The following is a 14,555-nucleotide window of genomic DNA, read 5'->3' on the forward strand; positions in this document are numbered from 1 at the left end:
GGCGGGTTATGCGCGTTCTGATTATTGAAGACGAAGAAAAAACGGCTGATTACCTGCGCCGCGGCTTGACCGAACAGGGCTACACCGTGGACGTGGCGCGCGACGGTATTGAGGGCCTGCATTTGGCACTCGAAAGCGATTACGCGGTCATTGTGCTCGACGTCATGCTGCCCGGCCTCGATGGCTTTGGCGTGCTGCGCGCCTTGCGTGCCCGCAAGCAAACCCCAGTGATCATGCTGACCGCCCGTGAACGGGTCGAAGACCGCATTCGCGGGTTGCGCGAAGGGGCTGACGATTACCTGGGCAAGCCGTTTTCGTTTCTGGAACTGGTGGCGCGCTTGCAAGCATTGACCCGGCGCAGCGGCGGCCATGAACCGGTACAGGTCATGGTCGATGACCTGTGGATTGACCTCATCAGCCGCAAGGCCACCCGCGCCGGGGGCCGTCTGGACCTGACTGCCAAAGAGTTTTCATTGCTCAGCGTACTGGCGCGGCGCCAAGGTGAAATCCTGTCTAAAACCGCCATCGCCGAACTGGTCTGGGACATCAATTTCGACAGCGACGCCAACGTCGTCGAAGTCGCGATCAAACGCTTGCGCGCCAAGCTCGACGGGCCATTCGAACACAAGTTGCTGCACACCATTCGCGGCATGGGCTACGTGCTGGAGCGGCGCAGTGTCTAAGCCCGCGCTGCGTTTGAACGCAATCGCCCTGCGTCTGAGCCTGCTGTTCACGCTCGTGGCCCTGCTGGTGTTCGTGTTGATTGGCGGCGCGCTGTACCAGCAAGTCGACAAAAGCATCGCCAGGCTCCCCGAAGCTGAACTTGAGGCGCGCTACAGCGTGCTGGAGTCGTCGATCAACCGTTTCGGCAACCCGGACCATTGGGCCAAGATCAGCGCCAAACTCAAACTGCTGACCGAAGAAGACAAGCGCATCCGGTTTTGGGTCATCAGCCCGCACCCTGACTATGAGTTCGGGGATGCCGATGCAAGCGTTCGCACCTTCGCCCAAGGCCCGGAAGGTATTCGTGACCTGACGTTGCCCGGCATGTCGTCCCCGCTCAAAGTGCTGACCAGCGACGTGCCGGCCAAAGATCAACGCCCCGCGCTGCGCTTTTTGATTGCCATCGACACCGAGACCTTCCACCAAACCCAACACCACTTGTTGATTGCGCTGATCAGCCTGGCAATCATCGGGGTCGCGCTGGCCTCGCTGCTGGGCTATTGGGTCGCGCGTGTGGGTCTCAAACCCTTGATCACACTCAGTGAAGAAGCACAAAAACTGGCATCTCCACGCTTGTCCGGGCGTTTGCGGGTGTCACCCCTGCCGCCTGAGCTGGATCAGTTGGTCAATGCATTCAACGCCACACTGGATCGCGTCGAACAGGCTTACACGCGGCTGGAGTCATTCAATGCCGATGTGGCCCACGAACTGCGCTCGCCGCTGACCAATCTGATTGGCCAGACCCAAGTCGCACTGACCCGTGGGCGCTCGGCCGAGCATTACTTTGAAGTGCTGCAATCGAACCTCGAAGAACTGGAACGCTTGCGCAGCATCATCAACGACATGCTGTTTTTGGCCAGTGCCGATCAAGGCAGCAAAGCCTGTGCGTTAACCCGTGCCTGGCTGGCGGACGAAGTGGCCACGACCCTGGATTACCTGGACTTCATCCTTGAAGATGCGCGCGTGCAGGTACAGGTCAGCGGCGATGCCCAGGCCAGCATTGAAACACCGCACCTGCGCCGGGCGCTCATCAACTTGCTGAACAACGCCGTGCAACACACCGGGGCCGGCCAGCAGATTGACGTACACATCACTCAAGGCCCTGAGCGGATCAGCATCAGCATCAGCAACCCCGGCGCTCCGATAGCCGATGAACACCTGCCCCGCCTGTTTGAACGCTTTTATCGCGTGGATGCCGCGCGCCACAACAGCGGGAGTAATCACGGGTTGGGATTGGCCATCGTCAAAGCAATCGCGCACATGCATGGCGGAGATGTGTTTGCCTACAGTCGCGACGGAATGAATACCTTCGGCCTGCACCTCCCGCCCCATACCGCGTAGGAGCGGTTATCGCGTTGTTACTCAAAACGCAAAAGTCCTTATCCAGCGCAGGGCTTTTTCAGGGGGCGGGTTGTCTATATTTTGATCGCACCACACAGAACTTGCTCAGCAAGAAGGTCTTTGAAATGTCCAGCAGTATGGGTATGGCCAGCGTTTTCGCTTTGTCGTCTTTGTTGTTGTCGCCCTTGGCCATGGCGGAAGAGTCGCCCGCGTTCGTCGCGCAAAATGCAGCCCGCGCAGCCGCCTATGAGCAGCACCAACAGGAACTGACGGCCAACCACCAAAACGAGGCCAAGCCTCAGCCATCACAGGTCAAAACCAGCGCTAGCGTTGATACCAAAGACAGCTGATTGCCCACCTGAAGTCTTCCCGACCCAGTCAGTCACGGCCTTTATATGTGACTGATTGTTTCAAAAGCCGCTACTATAGCGGCTTTTTTTTGTTTTAAAAAAAGCCGCCACAGCGTTTGGCGTCTTTGAATACGCATTCAAATGCCTACAGAAAATAAAAACTGCCACCCCAAAAAAGGAGCCATTTACCGGTGAAGAACACACTCAAGCTCAGCCCGCTATTCCTCGCGCTGGCCGCAACGATCCCGACATTCGCTCACGCTGACGATGACACCGCCAAGGAAGGTTTTATCGAAGGCTCCAGCCTCAAGCTGCACCTGCGCAATTACTACATGAATCACGACATTCGCAGCCCGAAAGGCGATGACAGCAAAGAGTGGGGCCAGGGGTTTATTGGCACGTTTGAGTCGGGGTTCACCCAAGGTGTCGTGGGCTTTGGTGTGGATGCCTACGGCATGCTCGGCCTCAAACTTGATGGCGGTGGCGGCACCGATGGCAGCAGCATCCTGCCGGTCAGCGATGGCAACGGCAAGGCGCCGACCGAGTTTTCGTCTGCGGGCGCAGCGCTGAAAATGCGCGCGTTTGATACCGAGCTTAAAGCCGGTGACATGTTCATCTCCAACCCGGTCATTGCCGGCGGCGAGACGCGTATGCTGCCGCAGGCTTTTCGCGGCGTCACGCTGACCAATCACAGCCTGGAAGGCTGGATGTTCGAAGGCGGGCAGGTCAGTTTCGAAAAACCGTACAACCAAAGCGGCATGCGCCGCATGACCACCATGTACGGCGACCTCAAAGGCCAGAGCAGCCAACACATCAACTGGGCCGGGGCCTCGTGGAACGGCGTACCGGAGCTGACCAGCAACCTTTACGCCGCCGAGCTCAAGGACATCTGGAACCAGTACTACTACGACCTGGATTACACCTACGCCCTGAACGAACGTGTCAGCCTCAACCCCGGCCTGCACTTCTACCACACTCAGGACACGGGCAAAGCGCTGCTCGGGGATATCGACAACAACACGTTCAGCCTGCACTTTGCCGTGGCCGTCGCCGGACACACGGTCACTGCCGTGTACCAGCGGGTAAACGGCAACACGCCGTTTGACTACATCTACCAGGGCGACAGCGTGTACCTGGACAACTCCCAGCAGTACTCGGACTTCAACGGCCCGAACGAGCGCTCCTGGAAACTGCAATACGAATATGACTTTGCCGGACTGGGTCTGGCGGGCCTGACGTCGATGGTGTCCTACTCGCGTGGTGAGTTGGACCTGACCAAGGTTGACCCCAACAGCGTCGGCTACAGCAACTGGTACAACGCCGACGGCAAGCATGCCAAACATTGGGAGCGCGACCTGACTGTCAAATACGTGCTGCAAGAAGGCCCGGCGAAAAATCTCGGCGTCGCTCTGCGCTGGTCAGCCAACCGCGGTAACGATGCGTATCAGGCAGTGGACAACAATGTGGATGAGTACCGCGTGATCATCGATTACCCGCTGGATGTGTTTTAAGCCGTGAGCCAAGCCGGCGAGTAGCGATCCAGTTTCAGGACTGTACCCAGCCACAACGGTGCAGCCCTGATTCAGCCATCAGCACGGTTGGGCGCACAAAAAAAAAGGCCACCCGAGGGTGGCCTTCAAAAACTAGAGAAAGAAGTTTTACTTAAACTGCCGCAACCGGACGCATGTACGAGATCGGTGCAGTGCTGGCATCTTCAAAGGTCACGACTTCCCATGCATCTTTCTGCTCAATCAGCTTGCGAAGCAGCTGGTTGTTCAGTGCGTGGCCAGACTTGAAGCCTTTGAACTCACCAATCAGGCTATTGCCCAACAGGTAGAGATCGCCAATTGCGTCGAGGATCTTGTGCTTCACGAATTCGTCTTCATAGCGAAGACCGTCTTCGTTCAGTACGCCGTCCGCGTCGACAACGATCGCGTTTTCCACGCTGCCACCGAGTGCGAGGTTGTGCTTGCGCAGGTACTCGATATCACTCATGAAGCCAAAGGTACGGGCGCGGCTGACTTCTTTTACAAAAGAAGTGCTTGAGAAATCCACGCTTGCACTTTGGGTGCGATTACGGAAAACCGGGTGATCGAAATCGATCTCGAAAGTCACCTTGAAGCCTTCGAAAGGGACAAAAGTGGCGCGCTTGTCGCCATCTTCCACTGTCACTTCACGCAGGATGCGGATGAATTTCTTCGGCGCGTCCTGTTCTTCCAGGCCGGCAGATTGAATCAAAAATACGAAAGGTCCAGCGCTACCGTCCATGATAGGGACTTCAGACGCGGAGAGTTCGACGTAGGCGTTATCGATCCCCAGGCCAGCCATGGCCGAGAGCAAGTGCTCTACCGTGTCTACTTTGGTATCGCCGTTGACCAACGTGGTCGACATGGTTGTCTCGCCGACGTTTTCCGCGCGAGCAGGGATCTGCACCACAGGGTCAAGGTCTGCACGACAAAACACGATGCCGGTGTCCACAGGCGCAGGCTTGAGGGTCAGGTAGACCTTCTCACCGGAGTGCAGGCCGACACCTGTGGCACGGATAATATTTTTCAGGGTGCGTTGTTTAATCATGGCATTGGCCGCTTCAGCGCAAATTGCGAACTGGTATCAACAAAGGCTGGCGATAATAGCAGACCGAACCTTTGCTGAATACCAATCACCTTAATCCCCCTGATTGATTTCATTAATCAGCCTGTCGACGCAGGAAAGCCGGGATGTCCAGGTAATCCAGATCGTCTTGAGGATTGAGCTTGGCAGCCGTGGTGGCGCCTTGCTGGGCTTGGTTACGCATCACGGTCGGGCGATCCAGGTCACGGTAGTTAACCGTTGGCAGCTCCTGGCGAGTCTCCTGACGCACATCCTGACGTGCCGCCGCGGCTTGAGCCGAAGACGCCGAGTAGGACGATTGAACCGTGTTGTCGATCACTTTGACCGGCTTCTCGATTTTCGCGCCCAGACCGGTCGCTACAACGGTTACGTGCAGTTCGTCGCGCATGTCCGGGTCGATAACCGTACCGACTTTGACCATCGCGTGCTCCGAAGCAAACGCTTCGATGATGCTACCCACGTCCGAGTATTCACCCAACGACAGGTCTGGACCGGCGGTGATGTTCACCAGGATGCCGCGCGCACCTTCCAGGTTGACGTCTTCGAGCAACGGGTTGCGGATGGCCGCTTCGGTCGCTTCGCGTGCACGGTTCGGACCGCTGGCGCAGCCAGTGCCCATCATCGCCATGCCCATTTCGCTCATCACGGTGCGCACGTCGGCAAAGTCGACGTTGATCATGCCCGGACGCTTGATGATGTCGGAGATGCCGCGAACGGCGCCGGCCAGTACGTCATCCGCCTTGGCGAAAGCCGACAGCAGGCTGGCGTCCTTACCGAGGATGGTCAGCAGTTTTTCGTTCGGAATCGTGATCAACGAATCGACGCTTTCGGACAGCAGACGAATACCTTCGTCAGCAATCTGCATGCGCTTGCGACCTTCGAACGGGAACGGACGTGTCACCACCGCAACGGTGAGAATCCCCATTTCTTTGGCCACTTCGGCAATGATCGGTGCTGCACCGGTACCGGTACCGCCACCCATGCCCGTGGTGATGAACACCATGTTGGTGCCCTGCAACACTTCGGCAATGCGCTCGCGGTCTTCCAGAGCGGCCTGACGACCGACCTCAGGATTGGCGCCAGCGCCCAGGCCTTTGGTCACGCCTGTGCCCAATTGCAGGATGGTGCGCGCACCAATGCTCTTGAGTGCTTGTGCGTCGGTGTTGGCGCAGATGAATTCCACACCTTCGATGTTGCTCTTAACCATATGGTTAACAGCATTGCCACCGCCACCACCAACACCGATAACCTTGATTACCGGGCTTTGCGGGATGTTGTCTACGAGTTCGAACATGGTCCCTCTCCTTACCTTCTCTAGTTTTTTTCGCCTACTTCTACTGCTTTTGAATCATTTACTGCTTAGAAATTGCCTTGTACCCAACGCTTCAAACGTTCAAGTACCGGGGCTTTTTGTTCTTCACTGCTGTAACTGTCGCGGTTGCCTAGGCCCGACAGAGAGATGCCATCGGACTGCTTTTGCAGCCCGTATTGCAGCAAGCCCACAGCCGTGGAGTAAATCGGGTTACGTACCACATCGGTCAAACCCTTGAAGCTGTGCGGCACGCCCAGACGCACGGGCATATGGAAGATTTCTTCGGCCAGCTCGACCGCGCCTTCCATTTTTGACGTACCGCCCGTCAGGACGATGCCTGCCGGGATCAAATCTTCGTAGCCACTGCGGCGCAGCTCAGCCTGAATCAGGGTGAACAGCTCGTCGTAACGCGGCTCGACCACTTCGGCCAATGCCTGACGCGACAGCTCGCGCGGCGGACGATCGCCCACGCTTGGCACTTTGATGGTTTCACCGGCGCCCGCCAGTTTGGCCAGTGCGCAGGCGTAGCGGATCTTGATTTCTTCGGCGTACTGGGTCGGTGTGCGCAACGCCATGGCGATGTCGTTGGTCACCTGATCGCCCGCAATCGGGATCACCGCCGTGTGGCGAATGGCGCCTTCGGTGAAGATCGCGATGTCCGTGGTGCCGCCGCCGATGTCCACCAGGCACACGCCCAGCTCTTTTTCGTCATCGGTGAGCACCGAGTACGCCGACGCCAGTTGCTCCAGGATGATGTCGTCCACCTCAAGGCCACAGCGACGCACGCACTTCTCGATGTTCTGCGCAGCATTCACCGCGCAGGTCACCACGTGCACCTTGGCTTCCAGACGCACGCCCGACATGCCCAGTGGCTCACGCACGCCTTCCTGGTTATCGATCACGTAGTCTTGCGCCAACGTGTGCAACACACGCTGGTCAGCGGGGATGGCGACCGCCTGGGCGGCATCCAGTACTCGCTCAAGGTCAGCCGCGCTGACTTCACGGTCGCGAATCGCCACGATGCCGTGGGAGTTCAGGCTGCGAATGTGATTACCGGCCACGCCGACAAACGCCGAGTGGATCCGGCAACCGGCCATCAGCTGCGCTTCTTCAATGGCGCGCTGGATCGATTGCACGGTGGACTCGATGTTCACCACCACGCCTTTCTTCAGGCCCCGGGACGGATGCGTGCCAATACCGACGATTTCAATCATGCCGTCTTCGCCGACCTCGCCCACCAGCGCCACCACCTTGGAGGTGCCGATATCGAGACCGACGATCATTTTTCCGCTTTGCACGTTTGCCATGGGTCCTGCCTCTTCTTAATTCTTCGCGACAGCGGGTTGGGCTATCGTGGGTGCCACAGGTTCCCGCCAGCCGACGGCCAATCCGTTGGCATAACGCAAATCAATGCGCGCTATGTTCGTAATCTGTTCTTTCAGCGTTTTTTCATAGATGGCTATGAAGCGACGCATTTTCTCTACCAGATGATCGCGCCCCAACAGCAGCTCGATACCCGGCCCTGCACTGCCAGCCCCCGTTGTCAGGAACCAGCTACCGCGTTCACGCAGCTCCAGCCGGGCGATGGAAAAACCCATCGGACGCAGCATTTGGCTCAACACCTGATACTGCTGCATCACTTGCTGTTGAGCCCGTTGCGGCCCGAACAGCTGCGGCAAATGTTCGTAATTGGCCAGTTCACGCGGGGTAAACGCCTGCCCCTGGTTGTTGAGCAGTGCTTCATCCCCCCAACGCGCCACCGGCAGTTGCTCTTCGAGGCGAATCACGACCTGGTCCGGCCACACCCGACGCACTTCGGCGTGGGCAATCCAGGGCATCTGTTCCAGCTCGGTACGCATCGCTTCCAGATCGACCGTAAAAAAGCTCGCGGCGATGTAGGGGGCGATGCGTTGTTGCACGGCCTGCTGACTGATGTAAGTCAGATCACCTTGCACGTTGACGTTGGTAATCGGCCGATCCGCGTAAGGCATGAGCCGTTGCGCGCCTTCATAGGTGCCAAATCCCAGCGCAACCAACAGCACAGGCCAAAACAATGCCTTGAGAAAGCCAAAGTTGGCTTTCGGCAGGCGCACCGACATCGGCTCTTTAGCCACCATTCGGCTTGCACCCCGCGGCACCGGCTTGCGGCCGGGAGCGAGTGGTGGCTGGCGATGCTGTGCGCCTTGCATGGACTTAACCCCGCGCCTCTACACTGGCTGCCAGAATCGACAGCACCAACTGTTGAAAATCAAGACCCGCCGCCTTGGCCGCCATCGGCACCAGGCTGTGGTCCGTCATGCCCGGCGCGGTGTTGACTTCCAGCAGCCAGAACTGGCCATCGGTGTCCTGCATCACGTCCAGACGTCCCCAACCGGCGATACCGATTGCCTCACAGGCTTTGGCCGTGAGGTCCATCAATTCTTTTTCCTTGGCCGCGTCCAGACCGCACGGCACCCGGTACTGAGTGTCGTTGGCCACGTATTTGGCGTCGTAGTCGTAGAACGTATGCGGGGTGCCCAGGGCAATGGGTGGCAACACCTGGTCACGCAGGGTGGCGATGGTGAACTCGGGACCCGAGATCCATTGCTCTACCAACACTTGCGAGTCGTACTTACTGGCTTCGGTCCACGCGCTGATCAGTTCCTCAACGCTGTTCACTTTGGCCATACCGATACTTGAACCTTCATGGGCCGGTTTGACGATCAAAGGGAAGCTCAGTTCCTTCGCGGCGCAAATACAATCGGCTTGCGTGCTCAGGACCGCATGGCGCGGGGTCGGAATCCCCAGGCTGTGCCACACCTGTTTGGTGCGCAACTTGTCCATCGCCAGAGCCGAGGCCAGGATGCCGCTGCCGGTGTAAGGGATGCCCAGGCATTCCAGCAGGCCCTGCATGCTGCCGTCTTCTCCGCCGCGGCCGTGGAGAATGATGAACGCGCGGTCGATCTTCTCGCTCGTGATGCGGGTGATGAAGTCGTCGCCCACGTCGATGCCGAATGCATCAACGCCAGCGCTTTGCAGCGCGCTCAATACCGCATTGCCCGACTTGAGCGACACTTCACGTTCAGCGCTTTTGCCGCCGAACAGCACCGCCACACGGCCGAAGTCGGCTGGGGCAAGGGTCGAGAACAGAGTGGCGTAGGCAGCAGTCATTTCAACTTTCCTTCGCTGGCTGCCACAACGGCGCCGGCAAACAACGGGCTTTTAATAAGTTGGGGGGCCAGGCGGCCAATGTCGCCCGCCCCTTGGCACAGCAGAATGTCGCCAGCACGCAGCAGCGGCTTGACGATCGGCGCCAGCTCCACGCCGCGCTCAATGTAGATCGGGTCCAACTGGCCACGCTGACGGATGCTGTGGCACAGCTGGCGGCTGTCCGCGCCCGGGATAGGTTCTTCGCCCGCCGGGTAGACTTCCATCAGCAGCAGCACGTTGGCGTCGGCCAGCACTTGCACAAAATCGTCGTACAGGTCGCGGGTGCGGCTGAAACGGTGCGGCTGGTAAACCATCACCAGGCGGCGCTCCGGCCAACCACCGCGCACGGCCTTGATCACCGCAGCCACTTCGGTCGGGTGATGACCGTAGTCATCGACCAGCATCACGCTGCCGCCTTCAACCGGCAGTTCGCCATAGACCTGGAAGCGACGCCCCACGCCCTGAAAGCACGACAAACCCTGAACAATGGCTTCGTCGCTGATGCCTTCGTCCGATGCGATGCAGATGGTGGCCAGTGCATTGAGCACGTTGTGGTTGCCCGGCATGTTTACCGACACATCCAGCGGCGCACGATCAGGTCGCAACACGGTGAAAAAGGTTTGCATGCCTTGCTGGCGCACATTGATCGCGCGCACGTCAGCGTTTTCGCTGAAGCCATAGGTCACGGTCGGACGCTTGACCAACGGCAGGATTTCACGCACCACCGGGTCGTCCAGGCACAGCACCGCCAAGCCATAGAACGGCAGGTTGTGCAGAAACTCGACAAAGGTTTTCTTCAGTTTGTTGAAGTCGCCTTCGTACGTCGCCATGTGGTCGGCGTCAATGTTGGTGACGACCGCCACCAGCGGTTGCAGATGCAGGAAGCTGGCATCACTTTCGTCCGCTTCGGCGATCAGGTAACGGCTGGTGCCCAGTTGTGCATTGGTGCCCGCTGCATTCAGCCGGCCACCGATCACAAACGTCGGGTCCAGCCCGCCTGCTGCAAACACCGATGCCAACAGGCTGGTGGTGGTGGTTTTGCCGTGCGTACCGGCAACGGCAATGCCATGACGGTAGCGCATCAACTCAGCCAGCATCTCGGCGCGTGGCACTACAGGAATGCGGCGCTCCAGCGCGCTCGCCACTTCCGGGTTCGACGTGTTCACCGCGCTCGACACCACCAACACATCGGCATTGGCTGCGTTTTCAGCACGATGGCCGATGAAGATCTGTGCGCCGAACGACTCAAGACGTTCCGTCACTGGCGAAGCATTCAGGTCAGAACCCGACACCTGATAACCCAGGTTGAGCAATACCTCAGCGATACCGCACATGCCCACACCGCCGATACCGACGAAGTGGATGCGGCGGATACGGCGCATTTCCGGTTGCGGCATGGCTTTTTGATTCTCAACCATGGGCCACCTCCAGGCAGATATCGACAACGTTGCGGGTCGCATCAGGTTTGGCCAGGCGGCGAGCGTTGGTCGCCATGCTGTTCAGTCGTTCCGGTTGCATCAAAACCTCTGTCAGGCGAGCAGCCAGTTCGGCTGCGCCAGTCGTCGCTTGTGGCATCAGGAAAGCCGCGCCTTCCCGAGCCAAAAAGTCGGCATTGCGGCTCTGATGGTCATCGATCGCGTGGGGCAAAGGCACCAGCAGCGAAGGCAGACCGGCCGCAGCCAGTTCACTGACGGTGAGCGCGCCTGCGCGACAAACCACCAGGTCGGCCCAGCCATAGGCATGGGCCATGTCTTTAATAAAAGGCTGTACCTGAGCCTCTACACCGACCGCGTGGTAGCGCTCGGCGGTGATTTGATCGTGTTGTTTGCCCGCCTGATGAAACACTTCAGGACGCACGTCGACCGGCACTTGAGCCAGGGCCTCGGGCAGCAGTTTGTTCAACGGCTCCGCCCCAAGGCTGCCGCCCAACACCAGCAAGCGGGCCTTGCGCCCTGGCAACGGCGCACGCTCGGCCAGAGTGAACAGCTCAGGGCGCACAGGATTGCCTGTGGTATGGCGCTTGAGCGAGACGTCGAAGGTGTCCGGGAACGCTTCGAGCACGCGCTCGGTCATCGGTAACAGCAAGCGGTTCGCGGTACCGGCCACAGCATTTTGTTCGTGGATAATCACCGGCACGCCGCAGGTTTTGGCCGCCAGACCACCGGGGCCTGTCACATAGCCGCCAAAACCCAGCACACACACAGGCTTGAGCTGGCGAATGATTTTGCGCGCTTCAAACAACGCCTTGAGCAACACAAAGGGGGCCTTGAGCAGTGACAATTTGCTTTTGCCACGCAGGCCCGCCACGTTGATTCGGTGCAAGGTAAAGCCCGCAGGCTCCACCAGTTCGTTTTCAATACCGCGCGGCGTACCCAGCCAGTGCACGGTGTAGCCACGGGCTTCAAACTCGCGCGCACAGGCCAAAGCCGGGAACACATGTCCACCGGTGCCGCCCGCCATGATCAGCACATTAGCGCCCACGGTTCGGCTCCTCTGCGAAGTCGCTTTCTTTAAACTCGGTCTCTTCGCTGCCCAAGTGGGTTCGACTCTCCCACTCGATGCGCAGCAACAACCCCATGCACACGCAGCAAATCACCAACGAACTGCCGCCATAACTGAGGAAGGGCAAGGTCAAGCCCTTGGTCGGCAACAGGCCAACGTTCACCCCGATGTTGATCAGGAACTGGCCGATCCACAGGAACGACAGGCCGTACGCCATATAGGCCGCGAAATATTGTTTGGCGCGCTCAGCCCACAAGCCGATGTACATGCCGCGCACGCAAACGAAGACAAACAGGGCCACGGTCAGCAATGAACCCACCACGCCCAGCTCTTCAGCCAATACCGAGAACACGAAGTCGGTGTGAGCCTCGGGCAGGTAGAACTGCTTCTGCACGCTATTGCCCAGACCTACACCGAACCACTCGCCGCGACCAAAGGCGATCAACGCCTGTGTCAGTTGATAGCCCGAACCGAACTGATCGGACCACGGGTCGGTGAAGGTGATCAAACGTGCCATTCGATAAGGCTGCGCCTGTACCAGAACGAACACCGCGCCCACGGCCAACGCCACCATCAATGCGAAGCGGAACAGGCCCACACCGCCCAGAAACAGCATCGCCGCCGCCGCGCCCATCATGACGACAGTGGCCCCGAAGTCAGGCTCCATCAGCAACAGACCCGCCATTGGCAACAGCACGATGAACGGCTTGAAGAAGCCCATCCAGCTTTCACGCACTTCTTTTTGCTGACGTACCAGATAACCCGCGAGGTAAATCACCACAAAGACCTTGGCGATTTCCGAAGGCTGTACGTTAAAGAAGCTGAAACCGATCCAGCGCATGGAGCCGTTTACCTCACGGCCAATCCCCGGGATCAGCACGGCTACCAGTAAACCGAAAGCGCCGACCAGCAACATCCAGCCCCAGCGCTGCCATGTTGCAATCGGCACCATCATGGTCACGATGCACGCGCCCAGACCGAGCACGATGTAAAACAGGTGGCGGATCATGTGGTAAAGCGTGTTACCCGACTGCAACGCCGCGACCTCCGAGGAGGCCGAGGTGATCATCACCAGCCCCAGGCCGAGCAATGCCAGGCAACCGGCGAGCAACGGGAAGTCGAGGTCGATGCCACGGCCCGTGATCAGCGGTGAAGGATACGGTTTGAGGATGCCGAAGATCATGCCAGGGCCTCCACTGCGCGGGCGAACAGCTGTCCGCGCTCTTCGTAGTTCTTGAACATGTCAAAGCTGGCGCACGCAGGCGACAACAGGACCGCATCGCCCGGCTCAGCCAGTGAGCGGCTCAAGGCAATCGCCTCATCCAGCGAACCCGCGCGCACTTGCGGCACGGCGTCGCCCAATGCATCGGCAATAAGATCAGCATCGCGCCCGATCAACACCACGGCGCGGCAGTATTGCGCCACGGAGTCACGCAGGCCGCTGAAGTCAGCGCCCTTGCCGTCACCGCCGGCGATCAGGATCAGCTGACCGGCCATGTCCATGCCCAGACCTTCGATGGCCGCCAGTGCGGCGCCCACGTTGGTGGCTTTGGAGTCGTTGTAATAACTCACGCCATCGAGCTCACGGACCCACTGGCAGCGGTGCTCAAGGCCGGTGAAGTTGCGCAGGCTGTGCAACATCGCATCGAACGGCAAACCGGCGGCGTGACCGAGTGCCAGGGCGGCGAGCGCATTGGCCTGGTTGTGCGCGCCGCGCACCTTCAACTCGCGCACAGGCATCAGGTTCTGGAATTCGAAGGCGAGGTATTTTTCGCCGTTCTCTTCGCGCAGACCAAACGCTTTGAAGTCCGGCGCGCTGAGGCCGAATGTCCAGCAAGGCTGGCCTTCGCTCATCAGCGGACGGGTCAGCGCATCCTGGCGGTTGACGACGACTTGTTTGGCACCGCGAAAAATCCGGTGCTTGGCCAAGTGATACGCCGGCAGACCACTGTAGCGGTCCATGTGGTCTTCGCTGACGTTGAGCACGGTGGCCACTTCAGCGCCCAGATGGTTGGTGGTTTCCAGCTGAAAGCTCGACAGTTCCATGACATACAACTCGATGTCATCGCCCAGCAGGTCCAGCGCAGGCGTGCCGAGGTTACCGCCGACTGCAACGCGTTTGCCCGCCGCTGCCGCCATGTCGCCGACCAGCGTGGTCACGGTGCTTTTGGCGTTGGAACCGCTGATTGCCACGATGGGCGCTTTCGCGTTACGCGCGAACAGATCGATATCACCCGACAGCTTCACGCCACGGGCGGCAGCCGCTTGCAAGGCAGGCGTTGCCAGCGCCAGGCCGGGGCTCACGTAGAGCTCGTCGGCGCGGCACAGGAATTCGACATCCAGCTCGCCACAACGCACTTCCACTTGCGGGTAGTCACGGCGCAGCGTGGCCAGCTCCGGTGGATTTTCCCGCGTGTCTGCCACGGCAAACGACACGCCCTGCTGCGCCAGAAAGCGCACCAGGGACATGCCGCTCTTGCCGAGGCCGACAATGATGCGGAAGTGGTCAGAAGCGATCAGAGACACAG

General features: G+C 59.3%; 13 protein-coding genes. 4 read left to right on the forward strand and 9 right to left on the reverse strand.

What is annotated here, in order from left to right; genetic code table 11:
* Nucleotides 1-8: 8 nt before the first annotated feature.
* The 4 genes from AP059_RS19325 (at nt 9) to AP059_RS19340 (ending at nt 3,925) form a co-directional block, all read left to right on the forward strand.
* Nucleotides 9-683: a heavy metal response regulator transcription factor gene (locus AP059_RS19325; protein WP_048362568.1), complete on the forward strand. Its 675-nt coding sequence runs from the start codon at nt 9-11 to the stop codon at nt 681-683.
* Complete coding sequence (locus AP059_RS19330) at nt 676-2,064, forward strand: heavy metal sensor histidine kinase (protein ID WP_371260639.1); 1,389 nt, start codon at nt 676-678, stop codon at nt 2,062-2,064. Before AP059_RS19325 ends, AP059_RS19330 begins: the two co-directional genes overlap by 8 nt.
* 125 nt (nt 2,065-2,189) lie before the next feature.
* The gene (locus AP059_RS19335) at nt 2,190-2,414 is read left to right on the forward strand and encodes a hypothetical protein (protein WP_059765202.1); all 225 of its coding nucleotides are present in this window, start codon (nt 2,190-2,192) and stop codon (nt 2,412-2,414) included.
* 191 nt (nt 2,415-2,605) lie between these two features.
* Nucleotides 2,606-3,925 (forward strand): OprD family porin, encoded by a 1,320-nt coding sequence (locus AP059_RS19340; RefSeq protein ID WP_059765075.1) that lies wholly within the window; start codon nt 2,606-2,608, stop codon nt 3,923-3,925.
* A gap of 151 nt (nt 3,926-4,076) precedes the next feature.
* Here AP059_RS19340 and lpxC read toward each other — a convergent pair whose 3' ends face one another.
* The 9 genes from lpxC to murD all read right to left on the reverse strand — a co-directional run bounded on the left by lpxC (nt 4,077) and on the right by murD (nt 14,553).
* The gene (gene lpxC / locus AP059_RS19345) at nt 4,077-4,988 is read right to left on the reverse strand and encodes a UDP-3-O-acyl-N-acetylglucosamine deacetylase (RefSeq protein WP_047273792.1); all 912 of its coding nucleotides are present in this window, start codon (nt 4,986-4,988) and stop codon (nt 4,077-4,079) included.
* A 112-nt stretch (nt 4,989-5,100) separates the two neighbouring features.
* Entirely contained in the window at nt 5,101-6,318 is a 1,218-nt protein-coding gene (gene ftsZ / locus AP059_RS19350; RefSeq protein WP_048362566.1) for a cell division protein FtsZ, read from the reverse strand.
* Between the two features lie 65 nt (nt 6,319-6,383).
* On the reverse strand, nt 6,384-7,643 hold the full coding sequence (gene ftsA, locus AP059_RS19355) for a cell division protein FtsA (RefSeq protein WP_048362565.1): 1,260 nt from the start codon (nt 7,641-7,643) through the stop codon (nt 6,384-6,386).
* 15 nt (nt 7,644-7,658) lie between these two features.
* The gene (locus AP059_RS19360) at nt 7,659-8,525 is read right to left on the reverse strand and encodes a cell division protein FtsQ/DivIB (protein WP_048362564.1); all 867 of its coding nucleotides are present in this window, start codon (nt 8,523-8,525) and stop codon (nt 7,659-7,661) included.
* Between the two features lie 4 nt (nt 8,526-8,529).
* Nucleotides 8,530-9,486 carry a D-alanine--D-alanine ligase gene (locus AP059_RS19365; protein WP_059765078.1) on the reverse strand — a complete coding sequence of 319 codons (957 nt, stop codon included), beginning with the start codon at nt 9,484-9,486 and terminating at the stop codon, nt 8,530-8,532.
* Nucleotides 9,483-10,943, reverse strand: a complete 1,461-nt coding sequence (murC, locus tag AP059_RS19370) for a UDP-N-acetylmuramate--L-alanine ligase (RefSeq protein WP_048362562.1) — start codon at nt 10,941-10,943, stop codon at nt 9,483-9,485. Before murC ends, AP059_RS19365 begins: the two co-directional genes overlap by 4 nt.
* Nucleotides 10,936-12,006, reverse strand: a complete 1,071-nt coding sequence (gene murG, locus AP059_RS19375) for an undecaprenyldiphospho-muramoylpentapeptide beta-N-acetylglucosaminyltransferase (protein ID WP_059765080.1) — start codon at nt 12,004-12,006, stop codon at nt 10,936-10,938. Before murG ends, murC begins: the two co-directional genes overlap by 8 nt.
* Nucleotides 11,996-13,210: a putative lipid II flippase FtsW gene (ftsW, locus tag AP059_RS19380; RefSeq protein ID WP_059765082.1), complete on the reverse strand. Its 1,215-nt coding sequence runs from the start codon at nt 13,208-13,210 to the stop codon at nt 11,996-11,998. Before ftsW ends, murG begins: the two co-directional genes overlap by 11 nt.
* Nucleotides 13,207-14,553: a UDP-N-acetylmuramoyl-L-alanine--D-glutamate ligase gene (murD, locus tag AP059_RS19385; RefSeq protein WP_059765085.1), complete on the reverse strand. Its 1,347-nt coding sequence runs from the start codon at nt 14,551-14,553 to the stop codon at nt 13,207-13,209. Before murD ends, ftsW begins: the two co-directional genes overlap by 4 nt.
* Nucleotides 14,554-14,555: the final 2 nt, after the last annotated feature.

The organism is Pseudomonas sp. TAA207 (assembly GCF_001529285.1).
In the GTDB taxonomy this organism is placed as follows: Bacteria; Pseudomonadota; Gammaproteobacteria; order Pseudomonadales; family Pseudomonadaceae; genus Aquipseudomonas; species Aquipseudomonas weihenstephanensis.

Coding starts and splice junctions, on each gene's coding strand:
- lpxC (WP_047273792.1), bottom strand. CDS start 4,988: ATGATTAAACAACGCACCCTGAAAAATATTATCCGTGCCACAGGTGTC.
- ftsA (WP_048362565.1), bottom strand. CDS start 7,643: ATGGCAAACGTGCAAAGCGGAAAAATGATCGTCGGTCTCGATATCGGC.
- AP059_RS19325 (WP_048362568.1), top strand. CDS start 9: ATGCGCGTTCTGATTATTGAAGACGAAGAAAAAACGGCTGATTACCTG.
- ftsZ (WP_048362566.1), bottom strand. CDS start 6,318: ATGTTCGAACTCGTAGACAACATCCCGCAAAGCCCGGTAATCAAGGTT.
- ftsW (WP_059765082.1), bottom strand. CDS start 13,210: ATGATCTTCGGCATCCTCAAACCGTATCCTTCACCGCTGATCACGGGC.
- murC (WP_048362562.1), bottom strand. CDS start 10,943: ATGGTTGAGAATCAAAAAGCCATGCCGCAACCGGAAATGCGCCGTATC.
- AP059_RS19335 (WP_059765202.1), top strand. CDS start 2,190: ATGTCCAGCAGTATGGGTATGGCCAGCGTTTTCGCTTTGTCGTCTTTG.
- AP059_RS19365 (WP_059765078.1), bottom strand. CDS start 9,486: ATGACTGCTGCCTACGCCACTCTGTTCTCGACCCTTGCCCCAGCCGAC.
- AP059_RS19360 (WP_048362564.1), bottom strand. CDS start 8,525: ATGCAAGGCGCACAGCATCGCCAGCCACCACTCGCTCCCGGCCGCAAG.